Origin of the sequence: Curtobacterium sp. Leaf154, from assembly GCF_001424595.1 — a bacterium.
Lineage (GTDB): Bacteria > Actinomycetota > Actinomycetes > Actinomycetales > Microbacteriaceae > Curtobacterium > Curtobacterium poinsettiae.
This window is the reverse complement of the sequence record NZ_LMOS01000004.1, coordinates 352,088-376,728: the sequence shown is the minus strand read 5'-3', so window position 1 is coordinate 376,728 and position 24,641 is coordinate 352,088. Positions and strand designations below refer to the sequence as shown.

19 protein-coding genes are annotated in these 24,641 nt (G+C 71.6%); 7 read left to right on the top strand and 12 right to left on the bottom strand.

Features of this window, described 5'->3' with window-relative positions:
- The first annotated feature begins 36 nt into the window (after positions 1–36).
- Positions 37–1,011, top strand: coding sequence for a glycoside hydrolase family 16 protein (locus ASF75_RS18120; RefSeq protein ID WP_235517587.1), 975 nt, complete (start codon positions 37–39; stop codon positions 1,009–1,011).
- A 115-nt stretch (positions 1,012–1,126) separates the two neighbouring features.
- On the opposite strand, the gene ASF75_RS08205 is transcribed toward ASF75_RS18120, so the two are convergent.
- Positions 1,127–1,489 carry a hypothetical protein gene (locus tag ASF75_RS08205; protein ID WP_017888443.1) on the bottom strand — a complete coding sequence of 121 codons (363 nt, stop codon included), beginning with the start codon at positions 1,487–1,489 and terminating at the stop codon, positions 1,127–1,129.
- A 167-nt stretch (positions 1,490–1,656) separates the two neighbouring features.
- Here ASF75_RS08205 and ASF75_RS08200 point away from each other — a divergent pair, with 167 nt between their 5' ends.
- The 3 genes from ASF75_RS08200 (at position 1,657) to ASF75_RS18315 (ending at position 4,919) form a co-directional block, all read left to right on the top strand.
- A complete protein-coding gene (locus tag ASF75_RS08200) occupies positions 1,657–3,189 on the top strand; it encodes an MFS transporter (RefSeq protein ID WP_317629831.1) in 1,533 nt (510 codons plus the stop codon).
- A complete protein-coding gene (locus ASF75_RS08195) occupies positions 3,182–4,162 on the top strand; it encodes an alpha/beta hydrolase (RefSeq protein WP_017888441.1) in 981 nt (326 codons plus the stop codon). Before ASF75_RS08200 ends, ASF75_RS08195 begins: the two co-directional genes overlap by 8 nt.
- A 214-nt stretch (positions 4,163–4,376) precedes the next feature.
- A complete protein-coding gene (locus tag ASF75_RS18315) occupies positions 4,377–4,919 on the top strand; it encodes a sigma-70 family RNA polymerase sigma factor (RefSeq protein WP_052481708.1) in 543 nt (180 codons plus the stop codon).
- Positions 4,920–5,065: 146 nt separating this feature from the next.
- On the opposite strand, the gene ASF75_RS08185 is transcribed toward ASF75_RS18315, so the two are convergent.
- Complete coding sequence (locus ASF75_RS08185) at positions 5,066–6,160, bottom strand: SGNH/GDSL hydrolase family protein (protein ID WP_056070429.1); 1,095 nt, start codon at positions 6,158–6,160, stop codon at positions 5,066–5,068.
- A gap of 199 nt (positions 6,161–6,359) precedes the next feature.
- Here ASF75_RS08185 and ASF75_RS08180 point away from each other — a divergent pair, with 199 nt between their 5' ends.
- Entirely contained in the window at positions 6,360–6,944 is a 585-nt protein-coding gene (locus ASF75_RS08180) for an SGNH/GDSL hydrolase family protein (RefSeq protein WP_162243012.1), read from the top strand.
- Between the two features lie 88 nt (positions 6,945–7,032).
- On the opposite strand, the gene ASF75_RS08175 is transcribed toward ASF75_RS08180, so the two are convergent.
- From ASF75_RS08175 to ASF75_RS08145, 7 genes are all read right to left on the bottom strand, one after another.
- Positions 7,033–7,839, bottom strand: coding sequence for a 4'-phosphopantetheinyl transferase family protein (locus ASF75_RS08175; protein WP_056070424.1), 807 nt, complete (start codon positions 7,837–7,839; stop codon positions 7,033–7,035).
- Positions 7,836–8,633, bottom strand: coding sequence for an ABC transporter permease (locus tag ASF75_RS08170; protein WP_017888437.1), 798 nt, complete (start codon positions 8,631–8,633; stop codon positions 7,836–7,838). Before ASF75_RS08170 ends, ASF75_RS08175 begins: the two co-directional genes overlap by 4 nt.
- Entirely contained in the window at positions 8,630–9,646 is a 1,017-nt protein-coding gene (locus tag ASF75_RS08165; RefSeq protein WP_017888436.1) for a daunorubicin resistance protein DrrA family ABC transporter ATP-binding protein, read from the bottom strand. Before ASF75_RS08165 ends, ASF75_RS08170 begins: the two co-directional genes overlap by 4 nt.
- Positions 9,643–9,852, bottom strand: coding sequence for an MbtH family protein (locus ASF75_RS08160; RefSeq protein ID WP_017888435.1), 210 nt, complete (start codon positions 9,850–9,852; stop codon positions 9,643–9,645). The genes ASF75_RS08165 and ASF75_RS08160 overlap by 4 nt, the downstream gene beginning before the upstream one ends.
- Positions 9,849–20,342 (bottom strand): non-ribosomal peptide synthetase, encoded by a 10,494-nt coding sequence (locus ASF75_RS08155; protein WP_056070423.1) that lies wholly within the window; start codon positions 20,340–20,342, stop codon positions 9,849–9,851. Before ASF75_RS08155 ends, ASF75_RS08160 begins: the two co-directional genes overlap by 4 nt.
- Positions 20,343–20,418: 76 nt before the next feature.
- Positions 20,419–20,631: a hypothetical protein gene (locus tag ASF75_RS08150; protein WP_139179817.1), complete on the bottom strand. Its 213-nt coding sequence runs from the start codon at positions 20,629–20,631 to the stop codon at positions 20,419–20,421.
- A gap of 84 nt (positions 20,632–20,715) precedes the next feature.
- The gene (locus tag ASF75_RS08145; RefSeq protein WP_042538212.1) at positions 20,716–20,979 is read right to left on the bottom strand and encodes a hypothetical protein; all 264 of its coding nucleotides are present in this window, start codon (positions 20,977–20,979) and stop codon (positions 20,716–20,718) included.
- 80 nt (positions 20,980–21,059) lie between these two features.
- On the opposite strand from ASF75_RS08145, the gene ASF75_RS08140 reads away from it, so the two are divergent.
- Both ASF75_RS08140 and ASF75_RS08135 read left to right on the top strand, forming a co-directional pair.
- Complete coding sequence (locus ASF75_RS08140) at positions 21,060–21,632, top strand: ArsR/SmtB family transcription factor (protein WP_031260402.1); 573 nt, start codon at positions 21,060–21,062, stop codon at positions 21,630–21,632.
- Positions 21,617–22,876, top strand: coding sequence for an MFS transporter (locus ASF75_RS08135; RefSeq protein ID WP_056070419.1), 1,260 nt, complete (start codon positions 21,617–21,619; stop codon positions 22,874–22,876). The genes ASF75_RS08140 and ASF75_RS08135 overlap by 16 nt, the downstream gene beginning before the upstream one ends.
- A gap of 208 nt (positions 22,877–23,084) precedes the next feature.
- Here the strand turns inward: ASF75_RS08135 and ASF75_RS08130 are convergent, their stop codons facing one another.
- The 3 genes from ASF75_RS08130 to ASF75_RS08120 all read right to left on the bottom strand — a co-directional run bounded on the left by ASF75_RS08130 (position 23,085) and on the right by ASF75_RS08120 (position 24,638).
- A complete protein-coding gene (locus ASF75_RS08130; protein ID WP_056070415.1) occupies positions 23,085–23,555 on the bottom strand; it encodes a hypothetical protein in 471 nt (156 codons plus the stop codon).
- Positions 23,556–23,731: 176 nt separating this feature from the next.
- A complete protein-coding gene (locus ASF75_RS08125; protein WP_139179816.1) occupies positions 23,732–24,037 on the bottom strand; it encodes a hypothetical protein in 306 nt (101 codons plus the stop codon).
- A gap of 67 nt (positions 24,038–24,104) precedes the next feature.
- Entirely contained in the window at positions 24,105–24,638 is a 534-nt protein-coding gene (locus tag ASF75_RS08120; protein WP_056070413.1) for a hypothetical protein, read from the bottom strand.
- Between the last annotated feature and the right edge of the window lie 3 nt (positions 24,639–24,641).

Below are 24,641 nucleotides of genomic sequence, written 5' to 3'. Positions count from 1 at the left end.
CACGACCGCCTCTGCGCCCACCGACGGGCGCACCCGATGATCCGCTACCGCGCGATCCTGGCGGCCGCGACCGCCGGCGCCCTGGTCCTCGGCGTCCCGACCGCCGCTTCCGCCCGCACCTGGTGGGGCTGGGACGGGGAGCGCCACCGGCACCACGCCCCGGTGGACCCCACCCCGACGCCGGCCCCGGCCCCGGCCCCGGACGAGACGGAGGCCCCGGCCCCCACCGACGAGTGGACCCCGGAGGCGGAGCCCACGCAGGACTCCGCGCCGGTCGAGGACACCGCGCCCGTCGTCGAACCCGAACCCGCGTCCGCGCCCGCGCCCGATGCGGAACCCGGAGTGGACGCTGCCCCGGACGCCAACGCCTCCCCCGCAGACCTGTCCGCACTCGCGCCCGACGCCCCGTTCGTCGAGGACTTCACCACCAACGCCGTCACCGGCCTGGTCCAGTCGCTCTACCCGCAGTCGTGGCACCCGTACCCCGACGGCACCTCGGACATCTACGCGCCGAGCAAGACCGTCTCGGTCCACGACGGCGTGATGGACGTCGCCCTCGGCACCGGTGCCGGAGCGGCCGGCACCTTCGGTTCCTCCGACGGCGCCTGGGACCACGTCGGCGGCTCGTTCTCGGTGCGCGCGAAGGCGACCGGCGGCGACGGCAACGGCGCGGCCTTCATGCTGTGGCCGACGTCGAACGTGTGGTCCGACGGCGAGATCGACTTCCCCGAGGGCAACTTCGAGGACAGCCCCTCGGCGTTCCACCACTCGATGACCCCGGGCAAGGAGTCCGACCGGGTCCAGGTCGGCACCGGTGTCTCGTGGCGCGAGTGGCACACGTACAAGGTGGACTGGGTGCCCGGTGAATCCGTGACCTACAGCGTCGACGGCACGGTCCTCGACACCGTCACGGACGACGTGCCGACCACCCCGCACCGCTTCATGTTCCAGGTCGGCAACTGGGGCGAGCAGGGCAACCTGCTCATCGACTGGGTCTCGACGACCGAGTAGCGTCCGCAGGCCGCACCACGACGGACGGGAGGCCCGGTGCCAGCTGGCACCGGGCCTCCCGTCCGTCTGCGTGGTCGCGTCTGCTTGCCGCAGCGCGCCCTGCGGAGCCTGTGGGCTAGGGCTTCTCGTCGACCAGGGCGATGAAACGGCTGCCGATGCCCTCGACCTCGCGCCGCGTCAGCCCGGCGGTGGGCTCGGGCGCCTGGTACGGGGCGTGGTAGTCGCACATCAGGTAGTCCCACTCGGGCCACCACTTCTTCGGACGTGCCTCTTCGTCGAAGCCGCAGACCACGCACTCCAGACGGACCCAGACCTTCTTGGTGCCGGTGCGGTTGGCGCGGGACTGCACGAGCCAGGCGGGCGGGTCCTGCTCGATCGCGTCGAGCTCCGCTTCGCTCAGGCGCGACGGGATGCCGTGGCGGGTCGCCATCTCGAGGGGGATGTCGAGCCGGACGGCGGCTTCGCGGCGGGAGAGCATCCGTCCAGGGTAGGTCCTGCGGCGACCGCTCCCGCGCGCGGACTTCCGTCGACCGGTCGGTCCGTGTATGGTCTGGATCACTGAGGTAAAAGGCGCCGCGATCTGCGACGCACCAGCACGCGGCATCGAACGAGTCGCCACTTCTTCCCTCGAAGGAGTGCGCCATCGTGTCCCCCAGTTCCCCTCGCAGCCCCGGGCACGTGCCCGCCGGTGGCCTGTCTCCTCGTCTGCGCGACGCATGGATCGCCCTCGCCGGACTGTCGGCGGTGTTCCTGTTCGAGATGCTCGACAACTCCGTGCTAAACGTCGCCCTGCCCACGATCGGTCGCGACCTGGGCTCGTCGACGACGGGCCTGCAGTGGGTCTCGGGTGCCTACTCGGTCGCCTTCGGCGGGCTGATGCTCCTGTTCGGCGCCGTCGCCGACCGCATCGGTCGCCGCCGGGTCATGCTCGCCGGGCTCGTCCTGCTGGCCCTGGCGAGCCTCGCCACGGCGGTGGTCACGTCGACCGAGCAACTGATCGCCGTGCGGGTCGCGATGGGCGTCGCTGCGGCGATGACGACGCCCGGGTCGATGGCGCTGGCGTTCCGGCTCTTCGACGACGAAGGGCTCCGGGTCCGGGCGCTCACCGTCATCTCGACGGCTGGACTCGTGGGTCTGGCCATCGGGCCGACCGTCGGCGGGTTCGTGCTCGCCGTCGCGCCGTGGCAGGTGCTGCTGCTGGCCGACGTGCCGATCGCGGTCCTCGCGCTCGTCGGGATCCGGTTCGGTGTCGTCCGCGACGATGCTGCAGGGCTCCGCCGCGACCCGGTCGACGTGATCGGGGCACTGCTCGGCACCGCGACGACCGCAGGGGCGCTCGTGACGCCGACGATCCTGGTCGAGTCCGGAGCCGCTGACTGGTCGGGGTGGGCCGCCCTCGCCCTGACCGTCGCCTGCGCGGTGGGGTTCGTCGTCCGGGAGCGGACCGCCCGGCACCCGCTGATCGACCTGCACCTGCTCGCTCGACCACTGGTCTCGAGCGGACTGGCGTTCAAGGCCGCGTCGGGTCTCGCCGTCGCGGGGCTGTCGTACCTCGTGACCCTGCAGCTGCAGTTCGCCTGGGGCTGGCCGCCGGCCCTGGCCGCGGTCGGAACGCTGCCGCAGGTGGTCGTGCTGCTCGTGGGAGGCCGCTTCGTCGGACCGATCGTGCAGCGGGTCGGCCTGGGCCGCGCCGCCTGGACGAGCGCCGTCTCGGTCGTCGCAGGCCTCGTGGTCTTCGGCACCCTGAGCCGGTACGGGTACCCGTGGGTGCTCGTCGCGCTCGTGCTCGTCGCTGCTGGCATGCGCGTGGTGGGCGTCGTCGCCGGCGCCTCCGTCCTCACCGGTCTCCCCGCGGACCGCACGTCGGTCGGGGCCGCGCTCGTCGACACCTCGAGCGAGCTCGCGAGCGGTGTTGCGGTCGCCACGGCGGGGACGATCGTCGCAGCCTTCGTCGCCGGGAGCATCACCACGACCATCTGGACCGCCGCCCGGCTCGAGGGGTTCCAGGACGCTCTCACCATCGCCGGTCTCGGCCTCGCCGTGATCGCAGCCCTGCTCGTCGTGGTCGGCATGCTCCGAGCCCGGACGAGCGACGACCGGGAAAGTCCGATCCGCGCCGACCCCACCCCCGCACACACCGACCAGACCACCATCACCGAGGAGCCCTCCCGTGTCTGACACCATCGCCCTCCCCCGCCCGCCGTTCGATCCTGAGTTCGTCCCCTTCCTCACCGCCATGGACGCGCGCGGCCGCTTCCACCTCACGACCCAGATGCTGCCGCAGATGCGACAGCTGGACATGACCGAGGCGCAGCTCGACGAAGGACTGCGTGCTCGCGGCCTCGAGCGCCGCAGCGTCACGGTCCCGGGGCACCGCGGCGACCCGATCGACCTCGCCGTGATCCAGCGCACCGGCCGCACCGGCACGGCCGCCCTGGCCTACGCGATCCACGGCGGCGGCATGATGTTCGGCCACCACCTCGGCAACCTCGACTCCTACGACGAGTGGCTGCTCGTGCACGACGTCGTCCTGGTCAGCCCCGACTACCGCCTGGCTCCGGAGCACCCGGACCCCTACCCGGTCGAGGACTGCTACGCCGGACTCGTCTGGGCTGCCGAGCACGCCGACGAACTCGGCATCGACCCGGAGCGCATCGTCCTCGTCGGGCAGAGCGCCGGTGCCGGTCTCGCCGCAGGCACGGCCCTCCTCGCCCGCGACCGACAGGGGCCGACCGTGATCGGCCAGGTGCTCGTGAGTCCCATGCTCGACGACCGCGACGCGACCCTGTCGGCTCGGCAGTTCGACGGTGTCGGGGTCGCCGACCGGGAGATGACACGGTTCGGCTGGGACGCCTACCTCGGTGACCGGCGGGGTGGCGAGGACGTGTCGATCTACGCCGCCCCCGGCCGCGCGAGGGACCTCGCCGGGCTCCCGCCCGCGTACGTCGACTGCGGCAGCACCGAGGTGTTCCGCGACGAGACCGTCGCCTACGCCAGCGCGCTCTGGGCCGCTGGTGTCCAGGCGGAACTGCACGTCTGGCCGGGAGCGTTCCACGGGTCGACCAGCATGATGCCGGAGGCAACCCTGTCGCAGCGTGCGACCCGGGCCCTGCGCGAGTTCACCGGAGGCCTCCTCGGCCAGTCCGCCTGAGCGCGGGCAGTCCGAGGCCCGGAAGCCCACACGGAACCTGACGGGAGGCACGGTGCCAGCTGGCACCGTGCCTCCCGTCTCGGCCGTCACCCCCGCGCCCCCGCGCCCCACGATCAGATCACCCACGGCGCTTCGTCGCCTGCTCGCACGCCCCGAAAGGGGGGAGACGGATCCGTCCAGAACGATCTACGTTGAAGCAACGCAAGGGGGCAACATGTGTCGAACACACAGTGCCGATCAGTCCGAACCCGCCGCCTTCATCGCTGCGTACCAGCAGCACGCTCCGGGACTGCGACGATTCGTGGGGACCGTCATCGTCGACCGACACCTCGCGGAGGACGTCGTGCACGAAGCGTTCCTCGAGTTCTGGCAGCACCCGGATCGGTACGATCCGGACCGAGCCGATCTGCAGTCGTGGTTGCGCACCGTGGCGCATCGTCGGGCGATCGACCGGATCCGCAGTCTCGAAGCCCTGCGGAAACGCGAGCTCCGCATCGGCACTCGTGACCACCACAGCGTCGACCGCGACGACGACCAGCGCGACGCGTTGTTCCTCCGCCCCACCCTGCGCATCGCTCTGGCTGACCTCTCGGACAAACAGCGGGACGCTGTGGTGTTGCGGTACTTCGGCGAACGGAGCACCGCAGAAGTCGCCAGTCAGCTCGGCATCACCGTCGGGACGGCCAAGACCCGTGTCCGCGACGGCCTGAGCGCTCTTCGAGCGCACCGACTGATCGCTGCCACGCGGGCGGCCTGAAGACCGACCGCCACCCGTGCTGACGGTCAGGAGGGCACGGAAGCTGCATCCAGCAGACGGACGGGAGGCCCGGTGCCAGCTGGCACCGTTCCTCCCGTCCGTCTCGTGGTCGCGTCAGCGACGCGACCAGATCCGCCGTCGGAGTGTCAGCGCGATCCGACGATCGCGGCCTTGGTCTGGTCACGCAGGTACGCGATGCCGGCAGCGTTCGGGTGGAGTGCGCCGAACAGGATGGAGTACTTCGTCCCGGCCAGCGGGGTGCTGTCCGCAGCGGTACCGCGATCGGTCAGGGTGAGTCCCGACATCCATGCCGAGCCCGACGCAGCGCAGGGGGTGTGCGCAGCAGAGCCCTGGAGCGTCGAGACGTAGGTGAACCCACGAGCCTTCGCCGCAGCCTTGACCGCTCCGTCGAGCGCGTTCTGGGTGCGGTGGAAGTAAGCGGTGTCGGTCGGGGTGAAGGGGAACGCGTTCTGCGGGAACGGCGGCTCGAGTCCGGAGTCACCGAGGAGGCTCGAGAAGCATCCCTTCGGGGCCTGCGCCGTGCCGGGCGCGAGCATCGGGTAGCCGACGACGAACACCTTCGCCTGCGGCGCGCGCTGCGCGATCACGCGGAACGTCTGCGCGAGCCGAGGTGCCACGACGGTGCGGACGCGCGCTGCGAGACGGTCCCGCTCGACCCCGTGCACGACCGGTGCGTAGTAGTCCTTGCAGTGGTTGTAGGTCTTCCCGTGGATCTCCGCGAACACCGGGCCGGCCTTGTCCAGCGCGACGCAGTTCGCGATGACTCCGGCGAACCCCAGGTCGTTCCCGCCGATCGACACCGTGACGACGTCCGTGTCCTTGGACAGCGCATCGGCCTGGACGGGCGCAGTGGCGCTTCCGGCTCCGGTCTTCTGCGCGACCCGGGAGATGTTGCCGGTGGTGGCACCGGCGCAGGCGCGGTCGTCGAGCTGGAGTCCCAGCGACGCTGCGACCTGGTGCGGGTAGTCGGTGGTGGACTGGAAGCAGCCGGCCGCCGGACCCGAGCTGTAGGGGGCGACGCCGAAGCCGCCCGCGTACGAGTCGCCGAGGGCCACGTAGTTCCCACCGCTGGCGGCGGCCACGGACTGGGTGGGCGCCGTACCGTCGGCGTTGGCCGCGGAGACGGGCCCGGCTGCCCCGACAGCGAGCGCTGCCGCCGTGAGGACACCGCTGGTGATCAGCAGCGCGTTGGTCCGGCGGAGGCGAGGAGCGTGACGCATGGAGCAGGTTCCTTCCAGAGGGCCTATTCGACAGACGATCGTCTGACAAGTAGACGGTAGGTCGGTACGACGCCCCGCGCCATGAGAGGACGACCAGGGGGCTATTCGCGCAGGGCACGCACGACCCTCGGTGGACGTCCGGGCCTGCATCGGTGTCACGTTTCCGCGTGGCGTCGACGCTGCGCTCTACGCTGCAGTCGTGCCGACAGTCGCGTTCTACGGAGACTCCATCGTCACGGGGTGGCGCGGGATCAGCAGGACGGAGAACCGGTGGTCGACGATCGTCGCGAAGCGTCTCGGGTGGGGTGCGCTGCACTTCGCGATCGACGGTGTCGGCTTCGTGCGACGTCGCGGGATCGACCGATCGGACGACGGAGCGACGCTCGGGCTGCTCTCCGATGTCCTGGCCTCCGGCGCGGACGCGTGTGTCGTCGCGCTCGGCGTGAACGACTCGGTGATCGTTCTCGGTCGGGAGGACGACGTGCGCGCGGCGATCGCCCGGGACCTGGAAGCTCTCCACGGGCGATTCCCCAGCGGTCGGCTCGCGGTTCTGGACCTGTACTCGCCGTACGGGACGGACTACCCGCCGGGGTGGCGGGCGGTCAGGAGGATCCTGGACGAGGAGACCCGACGAGTGGGTCTCTCGCTCGTTCCCGGGCTCGCCACGGCGATCAACCGCAGCCCCGCGCTGCTCTGCTCCGATGGCGTGCACCCGAACGACCACGGCCACGCCGCCCTCGCCGCAGCGGTCGAGCCGCAACTGCATTCCGTGCTCTCGACGTGACGAGCGCGCGGGCTGCCGTCGTGGAGTGCGCCAGGAGGCGGACGGGAGGACCGGTGCCAGCTTGCACCGTCCCTCCAGGCCCGGCTGCTCACGCTGTCGCTGCAGGGACGCTGGCTGCCGTGTCGCGGCGGACGTCCGGCTGCACCGGTTCGGCCCCCTGTCGGTCCATCCTCCAGGGGCGGATCGGGGTCGGGTGCGCCGCCGCGATCGAGGCAGCCGCCCGGCGACCGGCGTTGATGGTGACGGTCCACGCCGTCGCGAGCCGCGGGTCGGCTGACTGCGCCACGGGGCGCCATCCGAGGAGGGGAGCTGCCGTCGTGACGCCGGCCGATGCCGCGGCGACGCGGAGCCCCGACGGTTCGCCGCGCAAGCCGACACCGACTGACTTGAGGAGTGCCTCCTTGTCGGTCCACACCTGGACCCGGTGGACGAGGCCATCGCGTCCGGTCGGCATCGCCGCCCGCTCTGACGGGTGCAGCGCGTAGTCGTCGAACCCGTCCCACAGGGTCTCGGGGTACTCCTCGACGTCGACCCCGAGCCGAGCCGCGTCATCGCCGACAGCAACGAGCACCAGTCGTCCAGAGGTCGAGGTGGACGCGGAGGACCCAGCGATACGAGGGCGACCGTGCGGCGCGCTGCAGTGCTCGCAGGTCCGGTCCACCGGGACGGACGCGGCGTCGGACCACGAACGGCCCTGCACGGCGCAGGCCAGGAACCGGAGCGCGAGTCGCCCGGCGAGGGTCCGCCGTCGATCCAGGTCTGCTCGCCTGCTGTCGGCAGCGGCACGATCGGCTGCGCTGACGAGCGAGGCAGCACCCGCGCCGCCCGTCGATCCGAGCAGGCGATCCCCGGTGGCGAGGACGTCGTCGACGGTGGTCAGCAGGAGATGGATCACCGCTTGCTGATGCGTCGGTACTGCACGACGGCGATGGGTGCGAAGACAGCGATGATGGCGACGCAGCACAAGGACGCGTAGAGCAGCGCGTTGTCGGCCGGCCATCCGTGCCCGACGGCGAACCCGGACGGCGGTTCGTTCCCGAAGCCCCGCCGCACCGCGGTGGCGACGGCGGTGACGGGGTTCCACTCGGCGACCACCCGGAGCGGACCGGGGAGCATGTCGGCGGACACGAACGCTCCGGAGACGAAGCACACGGGGAACAGCCAGAGCAGGCCGAGGGACTGTGCGACCTCGACGCTGCGAGCGGTCAGCGCGATGAACGCCCCGATCCAGGACGTCGCGAACGCGAAGAGCAGCAGCAGCCCGAACGTCAGCACCACGGACCCGATGTCGGAGTGCACACGCCAGCCGATCACCAGGCCGCACGCGATCACGACGACGATCGAGATGGCGTTCGTCATGAGGTCCGAGGTCGTGCGCCCGAGGATGACCCCGACCCGCGACATCGGCAGGGCCCGGAACCGGTCGATGAGGCCCGTCTGCAGGTCCTTCGCCAGGTACACGGCGGTGAAGGACGAGTTGAAGGTCAGCGTCTGCGCGAGGACACCGCCGATGAGGAACTCGCGGTAGTCGTCTCCGCCGAGTGCGTCGGCGAACACGAACCCGAGGATGAGCACGAAGATGATGGGCTGCGCGACACCGGTCACCAGCGCCCCGGGCGTTCGGCGGACGCCGAGCATGTTCCGTCGGGCGATGACCCGGCCGTCGCGGAGGACGCTCGCGATGCTCATCGGCTCGCCTCCGTCGGTCCCCCGGCGATCACCGGGTCGGGCTCGGAGGACCTCGCCCCCACCGCTGCGACGGGCGCGTCCGGATCAGCTGGCGTCCCGGTCAGCTGCAGGAAGACCTCGTCGAGCGTCGGCTGCCGGAGTGCCGCTTCGGACGTCTCGAGCCCGACGGCTCGGAGTGCGCCGACGACGTCGAGGAGATCACTGCTGCCTCCGCCGGCACCGACGGTGAGGCGACCCACTCGCCTGTCGACGGCGGGTTCGTGACCCACCCGACGGACAGCGTCCACGGCAAGGTCGATGTCGCTACCGGGGGCGAGCACGATGTCGAGCCGTGCTCCGCCGGTCTGGGCCTTGAGTTGCGCGGCCGTGCCCTCTGCGATGATGCGTCCTCCGTCGATCACCGCGATGGAGTCAGCGAGCTGGTCGGCTTCCTCGAGGTACTGGGTGGTGAGGAGCACGGTGGTCCCACCTGATGCCAGCGACTCGATCGCGTCCCAGGTGTCGCGACGACCGCGGGGGTCCAGCCCGGTGGTCGGTTCGTCGAGGATGACGACCGGGGGCCGGGCGACGATCGCCCCGGCCAGGTCGAGCCGGCGGCGCATCCCCCCCGAGTACGTGCCCGCACGTTTGTCGTCGGGGACGTCGTCGAGGCGGAACTCCCGGAGGAGCTCACGTGCTCGAGCCTTCGCGTCCTTCCGACGCATGCCGTACAGCTCGCCGACCATCGTCAGGTTCTCGAAGCCGGTGAGCTTCTCGTCGACCGCTGCGTACTGGCCGGACACGCCGAGACGCTGTCGCACGGCGTGGCCTTCGGTCAACACCGATCGTCCGGCGACGAACGCGTCGCCGGAGTCGGGCTGCAGCAGCGTCGTGAGGACGCGCACGGTCGTCGTCTTGCCGGCGCCGTTGGGCCCGAGGAGCCCTTGCACCGTGCCCTCGGGCACCTCGAGTTCGACGCCGTCGAGCGCCTGGTGGGTCCCGAACCGCTTCGTGATCCCTCGTACGGAGATCACGACGCGACGCGGGTGCTCTCGAAGGACGGTGTGATGTCGTGCCAGTGCTCCGACACGTAGTCGGTGCACGCCGTCTTGACGGCGGGACCGAACACGGCGACCCACCCTCGGGGAACGTCGGCGAACTCGGGCCAGAGCGAGTGCTGTCCGGCTTCGTTCACGAGCACCCGGAAGGTGCCGTCCTGATCGTCGAACGGGTTCGTCACGGTCGATGCTCCTCTGGGTCAGCTGCAGGGGTGTTCCCACCTGGGTCTTCGGAGCCGGCGCCGAGTCGGTTCGCTCTGCGTGCGTCGGTGTGTCGGACGTTCTCGAGGAGGTGGTCGAGCACCGGTGCGACGTCGTCGAGTGCCCGGTCGGTGAGCATGTCCTGGTGACGGGCTCCCACGGAACTCGACGTCACCGTCCCGGTGACGAACTGCTCCCACACCGCGGGGGCCGGACGGTTCGCGGGGACGTCCTCGGTCGCGGCGAACACGTGGAGATCACCGTGGACGACGGGGACCGGAGCGTCGTCGAGGAGCTCCCCGAGCCGGCGGAACCGCCGCACCATGCGGTCGACGACGGGGCCCGGAACGTCGGCCAGCGGGTTGCCAGCCTCAGCGAGGAGGGAGAGCACCCGTTCGCCGTCGAGGTGGCCAGCAGGAGGCGTCACACCGTTCGCGTCGAGGAAACCGCGCCACATGTCATCGGTGTCGGCCACACCGTCGAACGCTGATGCTTCGGTCGGGTACGCGTCGAGCACCGCGAGGAGCGCCACCTCTTCGCCCTCGGCCTGCAGCCGCGCCGCGATGTGGTGCGCAAGCCGGCCGCCGAACGAGTACCCGGTGAGCAGGTAGGGGCCGTGGGGTTGCTCGCCGCGGATGGCGGTGACGTACTCGGTGAGCAGCTCGTCCAACGATCCGGCCGTCGCGGGTTCCGGACGGTCCGGCGCGATCCCGGGCATCTGGACGCCGAGGATCGGTCGGGTCGTGGCCAGACGAGCGACGAACGTGGAGAACTTCCACGCGACGCCGCTCGCAGGGTGCACCGCGAACACGGGGGCACCCTGCCCGGTGGGCCGGAGGGGCAGGATCGTCCGGAGCGACTCCGCCACGTCCGCACCGCCGGACTCGACCAAGGCGGCGAGTCCGGCCACGGTCGGCGCTTGGAAGAGCGCCTGCACGGGCAGGTCCGCGTCGAGGGCTTCGTTGACCGCCTGGATCGTCGGCTGCGCGACGAACGAGTGACCGCCCAGCGCGAAGAAGGAATCGTCGGCGCGGACGCCGTCGACACCGAGTGTCGCGGCGAACGCCGCGGCGATCGCGAGTTCCGCGGGTCCGCTCGGAGCCGCCCCGGCACCGCCACCGATCCGGAGCTCGGGGAGTGCCCGCACGTCGACCTTCCCGTTCGGCGTCAGCGGGACGGCGTCGATCGCCGCGATCCCAGCGGGCACCATGTAGTCGGGTACACGGGAGCGGAGACGGTCGGACAGTGCGGTGAGGAACGCATCGGAGGCGACTCCGTCCGTCACGACCCAGGCGCCGAGTTCCGTGCCGCGTGCGGTGTCGACCGGACGGACCACGGCGTGCGTGACGCCGCCGGCACCGCGCAGGACCGCCTCGACCTCGCCGGGTTCGACACGGTGGCCACGGATCTTCACCTGCCCGTCACTGCGGCCCAGGGAGACGACGCCGGGACGCTCGTCCCCGTCGGCGTCTCGTCGGACGACGAGGTCACCGGTCCGGTACATCCGCGATCCGTCCGAGGCGAAGGGGTCGGCCACGAACCGCTCGGCGCTCGAGCCGGGCCGGCCGCGGTAGCCGTGCGCCAGCTGCTCGCCCGCCAGCCACAGCTCACCGACGCTGCCGACCGGGGTCGGGCGCAGGCGGGAGTCGAGGACGTACCCGACGGTGTCGACCGTCGTCGCGCCGAGTACCGGGGCGGGGCTGTCGGCCACCCTCGCCACCATGGAGTCGACGCCGACCTCGGTCGGACCGTACAGGTTCCACGCTGCGACGGCCGGCCGGTCGCGCAGCCACGACCAGAGACCTGCGTCGAGCGGTTCGCCACCGAGCAGGAGCACGAACGGGTCGGCCTCGTCGCGGTCATCGAACAGCGCTTCGAGCTCCGTCTGTCCGGCGAGGGCGGTGACGTAGCTCGGCGTGGTCTCCCACGCACTGATCCGACGCTCGGCGAGGAGCGCGACGAGGGCCTGGGGGTCGCGCCGGGTGGAGTCGTCGACGACGTGCACCTCGTGGCCTGCTGCGAGCCAGACCACGGGGTCCATCGCCGCGTCGAACCCGACGCCGGTGGTGTGCGCGACGCGGACGCGTCGTTCCTCGGGGTCGGGCAGGAGCGTCGCACGGTGGCTCGACAACAGCGCGGCCAGCGCGCGGTGCGGCACCTGCACGGCCTTCGGCTCGCCCGTCGTACCGGACGTGAACACCAGGTAGGCGGGGTCGTCGAGCCGCGGCGGCTCGACGCGCGCCGGCACGGCGGGCCCCGATGCCGCATCGTCGTCGATCCGGAGCAGCCGGTCCGACGGCACGCCCGCGTCGGACGCTGCGAGGGTCGCCACGTCCGCAGGTGTGGTGTCCGTCGTCCCGCCGCCGACGCCGTGGTGCAGCACCAGACGCACGTCGGCGCTCCGCAGCATCGTGGCGATCCGGTCGCGGGGCAGCTCGACGTCGATCGGAGCGGCGACCGCGCCGGCGCGCCACGCCGCGAGGAGCGCGGCGACGGTGTCGACGCCACGGCCCAGGGGCAGCGCGACGACGTCGCCGCGTCGGAGCCCGGCGGCGATCATCCGGGCCGCGATCCCGTCGACGCGAGCGTCGAGTTCCGCCGTGGTGAGCGAGACGCCTCCGGCCACGACGGCGGGTGCGGTCGGGCGGGCGGCGACGGAGTCGGCGAACGCCTCGAGGATCGACTGCTGCCGGTGGTCGGTCGCGGCCGGCCAGGCATCGAGGCGCCCGGTGCCGGCCTGCACGGGGACGTCGAGGAGCGGCCGCCGGGGGGCGGTGGCCGCTGCTGCCAGGAACGCCGTCCACCGTTCGACGAACCCTCGCGCCGCGCGATCGCTGAACATCGACGCGTCGTACTCCAGGACGCCGTCGACCTCTCCCGAGGAACGCGGGCGCAGGACGAACGACAGGTCGACCTTGGCTGCTCCGGTGCTGTCGGGCTCGAGTCGGTCGGTCGTCACGCCGGGCAGCGAGATCGAGACCCCGCTGTCCTCCTCCACCGAGAGCATGGTCTGGAAGAGCGGGTGTCGTCCGAGTCGACGTTCGGGGGCCATCGCCTCGACGATGCGCTCGAACGGCACCGACTCGTGCTCGATGGCGTGGAGTGTTGCGGCTCGGGCCCGTTCGATGGTCGCGACCAGGTCCGGTGCGTCGGTCATCCCGATGCGCAGCGGCAACGTGTTCACGAAGAAGCCCACGAGGTCAGCGGTGTCCGGGTCGGACCGCCCGGCGGACGGTGATCCGATCACCACGTCGTCACCGGCACCGATGCGGTGCAGGTAGCCGGCGAGCCCGGCGAGCCACGCGTGGAAGCTGCTGGCCTGCGCCTGTCCGGCAGCGGCGTGCACCGCGGAGACGACGTCCTCGGGCAGTGTGAATCGCAGTTGCCGGGCAGCTCGGGTCGCCGACTCCGGCCGACGTCCGTCAGCAGGCAGGGCGAGCTCGTCCGGGATGCCGGCGAGCTGCTCGACCCACGCCGACAACGACGCGTCGTGCCGTCCACCGTCGGATTCCAGGAGGGCGCGCTGCATCCGCGCGAAGTCGGCGTACTGCACCTCGAGCGGACGCTGCGCACGCGCCGTGCTCCCGGTCCGCGCGGCGTACGCGGTGGCGATGTCGCGCGCCAGCGGGCCGAGCGAGGCCCCGTCCGTGGCGATGTGGTGGATCAACAGGTCGAGACGCCACTGCTGGTCTCCCGTCGCCACGAGCCCGGCCCGGACAGGCAGGTCCACCGTGAGGTCGAAGCCCGCTGAGGTGTCGACCGCGGCGCTGGTGACGATGCCCGGCACCACGTCGTGGATGCGCTGGACCGGCTGACCGTCGACTTCCGGGTACGTCGTCCGGAGGATCTCGTGCCGGACGACCACGTCGTCGACGGCGTCGGCGAACGCGTCCGTGTCGAGATCGCCGCGGAACGTCGCCTGCAACAGCACGGAGTAGTCGGTGGAGGTGGGGTCGAGCCGGTTGAGGAACCACAGCCGCGCCTGGTTCGGCGACAGCGGCAGCTGCTCGCCTTCCCGTCGCGGGTGCTGCGCGGCCCACGCGCGGAGCGCCGGGTCGGTCTGCCGGTCGCCCTGCTGGGTGGCGGCTCCCGCGGATCCGACCGCGGCGAGGAGACCTGCCGGGGTGGGGGCGTCGAAGATGCTGCGGAGGGGCAGCGTGGCACCGAGTTCGTCCCGGACGCGCCCGATCAGCCCGACCGCGAGCAGCGAGTGTCCACCGAGCGCGAAGAAGTCGTCGTGCATGCCGACGTCGCGCACACCGAGCACTTCGCCGAACACCCGCGACATCGTCCGCTCGTCGTCGCTCACGGGCTGGCCGTCGCCGCCGGTCGAGGTCGGTTCGGGCAGCGCGGCGGTGTCCACCTTGCCGTTGGGGGTCAGCGGGATCGCGTCGACGACGGCGATGGCCGAGGGGACCATGTAGTCGGGGAGATCGGCGGCGACGGATCGGCGGACACCCTGTTCGTCGACGGTCCCGACGACCCACGCGACGAGCCGTGCGGTGTCCGGTCCGCCGGGCACGACGACACGAGCAACGGCAGCCTCGACGCCGTCGATCCGTTCGAGGGCCTGGGTGACGTCGGCCAGCTCGATCCGGTACCCGCGGAGCTTGACCTGGTCGTCGTCACGGCGGAGGAAGTCGAGTTCCCCGGTGACGCGGCGACGCACGACGTCGCCGGTGCGGTACATCCGGGTGCCGTCTCCCTGGGGGTCGGCGACGAAGCGGCTGGCGGTCTCGGCGGACCGTCCGCGGTAGCCGTGCGCGAGGGAGCTGCCCGACAGGTAGAGCTCTCCCTCGACTCCGGGCGGCACCGGCTGCAGGAAGTCGTCCAGGACGCGGGCCGTCACGTTCGCGATCGGCCGTCCGATGGTGACGGCGCCGGGCTCGATCCGCGCGACGACGGCGTCGACCGTGCTCTCGCTCGGTCCGTAGAGGTTCCAACCGTCGATGTGGTCGGCTTCGGCGACCTCGTTCCAGAAGTCCGCGGGGACGGCTTCTCCGCCCACCGCGACGGTCAGGTGACCGTCGTGCTCCGCGACGGCGTCGAAGAGTCCGACCGCGGCCAGCTGACGGGCGTACGACGGCGTGGTCTCGATCACGTCGATGCCGTGCTCGACCACGTCTCGAACGACCGTCTCCGCGTTCGTCCGGGTGGCGTCGTCGGCCACCTCGAGCGTCGTGCCGGCGACGAGCCACACGATCGGGTCCCACGCCGCGTCGAAGCCGAGCCCGGACAGGTGCAGCATCCGCGGGGCTCGACCACCGACGCGGTCGCGGACCGGACGGATCATCGCGTCCTCGTGCTGCGCGAGCACGTTGGCGAGTGCCGCGTGGGACACCTGCACGCCCTTCGGCTCCCCGGTGGTCCCCGACGTGTAGACCAGGTAGGCGACGTCCTCCGGTGCAGGGGCGACCGGAGCTGCGGCGTCGCCGACGTCACGGTTGAGCGCCGAGGGCGCGACGACCTGCACGGGCACCCCTGCCGCGTCGGCGACCGACCAGGTGCGCTCCGCGTCGTGGGCGACCACGACGGTCGGTTCCGCCCCGGCGAGGATCTGACCGATGCGCGCGTCCGGGTAGGCGACGTCGATCGGCACCGCCACCGCACCGGCCCGGAGGACGCCGAGCACCACCGCGATCGCGTCGGAACTGCGCCGGAGCGCGACGGCGACGCGGTCACCCCGACGCACGCCGAGGCGCGCCAGGTTGGTCGCGACCGCGGTCGTCTGCACTGCCAGGTCGGCGAAGGACACCGTCCCGGCGGTGTCGACGAGTGCGTCTGCGTCGGGCGAGCTCGCAACCGTGGTGTCGAGGCGGTCGAGCACGGTCCCCGTCACGACGAACGTCCGGCCACGCGACTGGTGGTCGAGTTCGAGGGCGGTCTCAGCGTCCACGTTCGGGATGTCGGACAGGCGACGGTGCGGACCCTCGACGAAGGCGGTGAGCACGCGGTCGAGCGCGTCGCGGAGCCGCGTGACGGTCGTCTCGTCGAACAGTGTCGCGTCGTACCCGAACGTGACGACGAGTCCACCGTCGTCACCACCGGGGGTCGTCACGTCGAGGAGCAGGTCCGTCTTCACCCCGGCACTGGTGGACTGGGCGGGAACCGTCACCGCGACGTCGCCGAGATCGAGGGCCGCCGGCCGGGTGTTCTGCAGTGTCAGCATCACCTGGAACACCGGGTGACGACCGACCGACCGGGGTGGCCGGACGGCGTCGACGACAGCATCGAACGGGACATCCTGGTGGGCGTACGCCGCGGAGTTGCCCGATCGGATCCGTTCGAGCAGGTCCTCGACGCTCGGATCACCGTCGAGCGAGGTGCGGAGCGCGACGGTGTTGACGAAGAAACCGACCAGGTCGTCGAGCTGCGCGTCCGTCCGTCCGGCGACCGGGGTCCCGATGACGACGTCCTCACCCGCGCCGTGCTGCTGGAGCACGGCGACGACGGCCGCGTGCAGCACGATGAACAGACTGGTGCGGTGGTCCCCGGCGAAGCGGCGGAGCTCGGCGTGCCGCGCGGGGTCGAGGGTCAGCTCCACCGCACCGACGGCCTGTCGGACGGTTCCGTCGTCGACGGAACGTGCGCGGTTCCGGGGCAGGGAGATCTCGTCCGGCGCGCCCGCGAGTGCCATCCGCCAGAACGCCAGCTGCTGGGCGAGCTCGCTCGAGGGGTCCTCGGCGTCGCCGAGCTGTTCCCGCTGCCACAGTGTGAAGTCGGCGTAGTCGACCGGCAGCGGCAGCCACGCTGGTTCGGTCCCGGCGACACGGGCCGCGTACGCGGTCCCGAGGTCGCGGGCGAAGGGTGCGAGCGACCACCCGTCCGACGCGATGTGGTGCATCGTCGCGACGAGCACGTGGTGGTCGTCGTCGATGCGGAGCAGCACCGCGCGGAGTGGCGTCTCGCTCGTGACGTCGAACCCACGCGTCGCCTCGGCGCGGACGACGTCGTCGATGCGGTGCTCGGGGACCGTGACCGTCAGGAACGGCGGTTCGGCGGCAGCACCCTCGAGGACCTGCTGCACCGGCCCGTCGCCCACGAACGGGACGATCGTCCGGAGCGGCTCGTGCCGCATCGCGACGTCCACGAACGCTGCGCGCAGTGCCTCGGCGGACAAGGGACCGTCGAGGCGGAGCACGACGGGGATGTTGTAGGCGGCGGAGTCCGGTTCGAGGCGGTTCAGGAACCACAGTCGCCGCTGCGTGAGCGACAACGGCATCGTGTCCGGGCGCGTCCTCCGTGCCAGGCGGGCTGCGCGATCGGTCGGCGTGCCCGTGTCGAGTGCTCCGACGAGAGCAGCCACGGTCGGCCGTTCGAACACGTCCCGCACGGTGATCGTCCGGTCGAACTGTTCCGACAGACGCGCGGCGAGCCGGGTTGCCAGCAGGGAGTGGCCGCCCGCTGCGAAGAAGTCGTCGTCGATCCCGACCGCGGAGACCCCGAGGACCTCGGCGAACACCGCAGCGGCGACGCGCTCGTCGTCGTTCCGTGGCGGCAGCACCGTGCCGGAACCCGACAGCTCCGGTGCTGGCAGCGCGCGACGATCGAGCTTGCCGTTCGGTGTCACGGGCATCTCGCGGAGCGCGACGACGACCGAGGGGACCATGTAGTCGGGGACGTCGGAGCGCATGCCCTCCCGGACCGCCGCCGGGAGGTTCCCGAGGTCGCCGTCGGAGGTGACGTAGCCGACGATGCGACTGGAAGGACCCTCGCCCAGCACGACGGCCGCTGCGAGGTCCACCCCGGGGTGGCGGATCATCGCGGCCTCGACCTCGGCGAGCTCCACGCGGTAGCCACGGATCTTGACCTGGTCGTCGATGCGTCCCACGAACCGCAGGGACCCGTCACGGCGACGACGGACCACGTCTCCCGTGCGGTACATGCGGGAACCGTCGGCGGAGAACGGATCAGCCACGAACCGCTCGGCGCTGAGCCCGGGCTGTCCCACGTAGCCCTCTGCCACGTTCGCCCCGGCGAGGTAGAGCTCGCCGACGGCGCGGTCGGGTACCGGTGTGAGGGCAGCGTCGAGGATGTAGTGCCGCGTGTTCCGCACTGACGAGCCGATGTGCGGCGGGCGTCCCGGTTCCAGCACTGCGGTGAGACTGTCCACCGTGGCCTCGGTGGGGCCGTAGAGGTTGATGGCGTGCACGTCGTCGCGGTGGGCCAGTGCGTCCCACAGGGCCGGGCCGACCGCTTCGCCGCCGACGGCGATCTCCGTGGGGTGGACATCGGCGTCGAGCATGCCCGCGGCGAGCAGTGCCTCCGCGAAGGACGGGGTGGTCTCGATGGCGTCGATCCGGTGGCGGACGAAGTACTCGACGAGTCGCTCGGGGTCACGACGCACGTCGTCGGCGACGACGTGCAGCTCATGTCCGGCGAAGAGCCAGAGCAGCGGATCCCACGCCGCGTCGAACGACAGGCCAGCGGTGTGCGCGACGCGGAGCGGCCGGCCGAGCCGCGCTTCGGCCGGGTCGAACATCTCGGCCCGGTGGTGCTGGAACAGGTTCCGCAGGGCGGCCCGGTTCACGCCGACGCCCTTCGGGCGCCCGGTGCTCCCGGAGGTGAAGACGATGTAGGCGAGCGCGTCCGGGGCGATCGCTGGCAGAGCACTCGGGTCGTCCGTCCGGCGTCGCCACACCGTGGTGTCGGCGTCGACAGGGAGCGAGGGAACCTGCCAGGAGGCGCCGGCGGCCCGGTCACGGACGAGCTGCGCGCTGCTCGTGAGGACCAGCGTCGGACTCGCGTCCTCGATCATCCCGGCGACCCGGTCGGTCGGGTACTCCGGGTCGAGCGGGACGTAGACCGCGCCGGCGCGCAGCACGGCGAGGACGAGCATCGGCAGGAGAGCACTGCGCTCGATGCGGACGGCCACCCGGCTCCCGGGAACCACGCCTTCGCGGATCAGGTGGTGCGCGAGTCGTGTCGCGTCGGCGTCGAGCGCCGCGAACGTCGTCGTGCCGTCCTCGGCGACGACGGCGAGGTCGTCCGGGCGTCGACGGGCGACGTCGGCGAACGCCTCCATGACCGGTTCCGGGTCGAGGGTGACGGTCTCCCCGGCGCCTTGGCCGAGGAGGAGCGGGACCTCGTCCTCGTCGAGGATCGTCGCGCCCGTGACGGTGAGACCCTCGGGGCAGCCGACCACACGGTCGACGAACGCGAGAAACCGGTCCGCGTGCTCGGCGAGACTCGCCGTCGTGTGGAGCTCGGCGTCGCCTTCGAGCTGCAGGGTTGCGGTGGCAGCGTCGCTCGACAGCCCCGACAGGACGATGGAGAGGTCGTGGACCGGACCCGTCGAGAGGATGTTCACCGCGCCGACGGCGTCGCCGAAGCGGATCTCGTCGATGACGGGCAACAGGTTCACCGAAGGCCCAGCATGCCGAGGTGCCCCGGCGAGGGACTCGACGCGGAAACGCTGGTGTCCGACCGCGCTCCGGACGACGTCGCCAGCATGGGCGATGACGTCCGAGATCTCGGCGTTCGCGGGGACGTCGATCCGCAGCGGCAGGATGTTCGAGAGCATGGACGGGGTGCTCTTCGCCACTCTTCCCCGTCGGGCGGTGACCGGGAGGCCGAGCGCGACACGCTCCTCCCCCGTGATCTTCGCCATGTACAGGGCGACGATGGCGACGACGGTCTTGGGGAGGTCCCGGCCGAGTGCCGTGAGGCGTGCAGCACGCGCGTCGTCGAGGGGCACGGCGACCCGCACGATGGAGCTCGCTGCCGACCTCGCGGTGCCCTCGAGGCCGGCGACCGTTGCGTCGTCGTCCAGTGCGCTGCGCCAGTAGGCCTCGTCGGCGTCACGCTGCGCGGATGCTTCGTACTCGGCGATGTCACGGTGGAGGTCGTCCAACCCGGGAAGCACCGACGGCTGCCGGGCGGCGAGGTGTGCGCGGGGCTCGGCAGCGACGTCGAGGCCCCGGCTCGACGGTGCGGGCTGAGAAAGACGCGTGTACACCTCGGCCATGTACCGCAGCGCGATGACCGCCGAGTAGCCGTCGAGCAGCAGGTGGTGCACCCGTTGGAAGAGCAGGGACCGGGTGTCCGTGATCTGGAACAGGACCGCGCCGAATAGGTCGTCACCCTGCAGATCGCGCGGGGTCTCCATCGCCCGGTCCATGGACGCCATCGCCTCGGAGAGCGCCGCCTCCGGATCGAGGTGACGCAGATCGACGACCTGCACGACGTCGTCGGTCGGACGCGGACGGACGATGACCCCGTAGGGACCGTCCGCGTCCGACCGGACGCGCATGGACAGCGCGTCGAGGTCGGCGACCACCGTGTTCAGCGCGATCCGGACGAGCCGCTGGTCGAGCGCGCCCCGGAGGTCGAGGTACTGCCCGATCTGGTACGTCGCGTTCGACGGGTCCAGCTGCTGGGCGTACCAGATGCCTCGTTGCGCGGAGGTCAACGGGACGCGGATGCCGGCCTCCTGCTCGTCCCGGTCGCCATGGTGGTGCTTGCTCGTCACAGAGAGACTCTTCCTGTCGGGACGCGGCCGCTACCGGGCCGGATCGCGGTTCCGCTGGTTCCGGTTCCTCTGGGCGCTACTGGAACTGACCGATGCGGAGCGAGTCGAGGATCCCGCCGATGTCGATGAGCGGGCCCTGGACGAGGGGGCCCTGGATGAGTGCCGGGGACGTCGCGTTCGTGGAGGTGTCTTCGGCGGCGTTCGCAGCGGTCGCGTTCGTTGCGAGACCGCCGAGCGTCAGCGCCACGGCGATGGTCGCGGTGCTCAGGATGCGGGTGTTCTTCTTCACGGGAAGCTCCTCGTCGACTGTCGGCGGCCGGACTTCGGCCACCGTGGAGTCGTTCGGGGCCACCGTGGTGACCGGTTTGGTCGTTCACACGGTGTTCAGATCGCTCCGCTCGTGCGACCCACTGTGCGGACGCCCGTACTCGCGCCACCCGCCCTGGCCGTAGGTGTCGTAGGCCGCCGTCGACGCGACCGTCGCCCCTGCCCCGTCCGTCTGGACGAAGTACGGGGTCGGATCGCCCTCGGTCGTCCGCCGCACCCAGGCGAGTGACGCCACGTTGCCGGCTCCGCTCGCGTCCGTCAGGCACTGCAGACTCTCAGCCGGGAGCGCGCCGTCGGTCTCGAGCTCCACGTCGCCGCAATCCTCACGGTTCGGGAACGGATACGCCCCGGGAAACTCCACAACACTCCTTGTGCATGTAGGGTCGCACCATGATTGCAGGACGGATCGACGACCCCGCCCAGATGCGCGCCCTGGCCCACCCGACGCGCCTGCGCATCCTCGGCCTGTTGCGGGCAAACGGCCCGCAGACCGCCGCGACGCTGGGCGACGTCATCGACGAGGCTCCGGGCACGATCAGCTACCACTGCACCAGACTCGCGGCTGCAGGCTTCATCGAACCCGCTCCGGACGCCGGCACGGACCGCCGCGAGCGCTGGTGGCGAGCCGCGCACGAGGCCTCCGTGTGGGAGCTCGCCGACGCGCTCGACGACCCGGAGCGGTTGCTCGCCACGAACGCCCTCGACCACGCGGTCGCCCGTGTGTACGCGGCGAACTACGAGGCCTTCGTCGACCACGCGCCGACGTTCGGCCGCGAGTGGGTGGCGGCGTCCTCGAGCACCGACCGAGTGCTCCGGCTCACGGCGGCTGAACTCCAGGACATGGGCGAGGAACTCCGTCAGGTCGTCGACCGCTGGGCCGATGTCGCCGCCGAGCACAGCGCCGACGACGGTTCCGAGCAGGTCTTCGTGCTGAACCAGGCGTACCGATGGCCGCGCAGCTGAGCCCCCGCGCACAACTGCGCGCGCTGCTGGCGGTGCAGGTGGTGTCACGGATCGGGAACGTCGTCACCACCATCACCGTGCCGTTCGCCGTCCTGGCGCGCGGCGGTTCCGCCACCGACGTCGGCATCGCCGCGTTCATGGCGACGGTCCCGATCGTGCTCGGCGGCCCGTTCGGTGGTGCCCTCGTGGAGCGGGTGGGCTTCGTCCGCTCGAGCGTCGCTTCCGACCTCATCAGTGGGCTCACGCTGCTCGCGATGCCGGTGCTCGCCTGGACCATCGGGCTGCCGTTCTGGGCACTCCTCGCGCTCGTCTTCGTCAGCGGCCTGTTCGACACCCCCGGCGAGTCCGCGCGACGGGTGCTCCTGCCGGGGCTCGCGACGACGGCGGGGGTGCCGCTGGAACGCGCGGTCGGCCACTTCGAGGCGTCGTCACGGCTGTCGGTGCTGATCGGCGCCCCGCTCGGCGGGACCCTGGTCGCCGTCACGGGTCCGATGCCGGGCCTCGCCTGCGTGGCGATCGCTTTCGGGGCAGCCGCGCTGCTGATGGCGGTCACGGTCCGTGGCGCAGCGGCACCGGTCGAATCCGCCGAGCCGGTGGCGTCGCAGGGGTACTGGCGTGACATCGCCGACGGGTTCCGGTTCTGCGTCCGCGACCCCCTGTTCCGGCTCGTGGTCGCGCTGGTGCTCGTGACGAACCTGCTCGACGCCGCACGCTCGACCACGCTCCTGCCGCTCTACGCCGACCAGCGGCTCGGCGGCGCGCAGGCGCTCGGGCTCGTCACCGGCGTCTTCGGGGGTGCGGCGTTCCTCGGCTCCGTCGCCTTCGGGTACGTGGCGCACCGCGTGCCGCGACGGGTGGTCTTCGCCCTGTGCTTCGTCCTCGCCGGTGGGCCGTCACTGGTCGTTCCGGCGCTCGGGCTCGGCCTGCCGTGGATGCTCGCGTCCGCCGCACTCTCCGGGCTCGCGGCCGGTTCGATCAACCCGATCCTCGGAGCCGTCGAGCTCGAGCGGATCCCGGAGCACATGCGCGCGCGGGTGTTCGGCCTGCTCGGTGCCGGCGCGTGGGCGGGCATCCCCGTCGGCGGCCTGCTCGCCGGGCTCGCTGCCGACGGAGTGGGGGTCGAGGCCACCTTCGCCGTCGTCGCGGTCGTGTACACCGTCGTGACGCTCACGCCGCTGCTCGGCGGATCGTGGCGGCTCATGGAACGCCGCTCGATCACCGTGCCAGCGGGTTCGACGGCATGACGCCGGGGCGCCCGAGCTGCCGCCGGGCTGCGATCGTGGCCGGACAGCGGCTGCTGGTCGCTCGTGTTCGTACAGCCGCTGCCGGGCGTGCGCGCGGCCGAACTGCCGACGACGCTGGGCCCCGCGCCGTTCGTCAGACTGCCCGGCACGCTGGGGGATCCCCGCGTCGTCACCCTGACGTCCGAGGTCCGGAGCGACCTCCACGTGGTCAGTGGCTGTCGGTCATCCCGCTGCTGACGTACGAGGAGTCCACCGTGTCGTCGGTGAGCGTGCAGTTGTAGACGGCGTACGGATCGGTGTGCCCGTCGTCGAAGGTGAAGGGGTAGACGAGCTGGTAGGTCCCGTCGCTGCCCGGGTACCCCGACGGGTCGTCCGTGAAGGTCAGGGTGACCCCGGCGTCCGCGGCCCCCTTGCTGCACTCGTCGTAGATGTGCTGCGCGAGCGCCGACGTCCCGGGGGCCTTCGACGGGGACGTTGGCGGAGTCGACGGAGTCTGGTTGTCCGTGGTCGCGGCGTCCGTCGCGGTCGGGGACGGGGACGGGAGCGGGGTCTTGTCCCCGGTCATCGCCGTGGTGGCGGACGGCGCCGGAGTCGGGGTGCTCGCAGCACAACCGCTGAGGGCGGCGACCACGACGCAGGCAGCCACCGCGGTGAGGCTGAAGCGGGTTCGTGTGTTCATCGGTTCTCTCCTTCGGTGGGAGCAGGGTCGCTCACTGAGAGATGTCGTGCGACGGCCGATCCTGACACGGTGTCGGTACCGGCGCACCGCGCCAGCGGGGCGACGGCCGTGCCGGGAGGGACGGTGCCAGCTGGCACCGGGCCTCCCGTCCGCCCTGTGGTCGCGTCGAAGACGCGTCAGCCTTCCCAGGGCCAGTACGTCTGGCAGGTCTCGGGGCTGCCGTTCGTCGAGTTGCACACCTGCACCGGGCCCCAGAGTGCGACGGCGACGAACGCCACCTGTAGCACCAACATGCCCAGGCCGACGATGAACAGGGCGCGGACGCGGCGACGGTCGTCGCGGACGCCGGTCAGCAGCGAGCCGAAGGCGGCGAGCAGCCCGCCTGCCGGGACCACGAGTCCGAGGACGACGGTCACGGTCATCAGGAGCGCGAATTCGCCTCGGGTCGCGCCGAAGCGTCGACCGGTCTGCACTGCAGTCACGGAAGTGAGCTTATTGGCCTTCGGGCCACGCCGATGCGCCCACTTCGGGCGGGCCGCCGACCGCGGTTCAGCCGCCGCTGCGCTCCCGGCGGCGCACCCGCAGCGTGCCGATCCCCTGCACGATGCACAGGACGCCGCTCGCGACGACGATGACCCCGGTCACGATCCGGCCGACGGAGAACCCGCCGAACAGCAGTGGGGCGACCGCAACAGCGATGAAGATCGCGCCCATCACGATGACGACGACCGGGTTCTGGGCGACGAAGAACCGGCGGCCACCGTTCGCCTCGGCGATGGCGCGGTCACGCGCACGTGGGACGGCGTCGGGGGACCGACCCGCGCGACGATCTGCACGCCGTCGACGGCTGCGCAGGACCAACCACACCGCCGCACCGATGACGACGGCCGCTCCGATCGCGATCCACTCGACGAGCTGGAAGAACCCGAAGACGAGCAGCAGGACGAACCCGACCACGACGCCCGCGAACATGTCCGTGGTCATCCGGTCGGTCCGGCCGTCGACGCTCGTGACGTAGCCGGGGCGACGTTCGTACGGATCGTGCTCGTCCACCGCCGGTCCGTCGGCGCGTTCGGTTCCCATGCA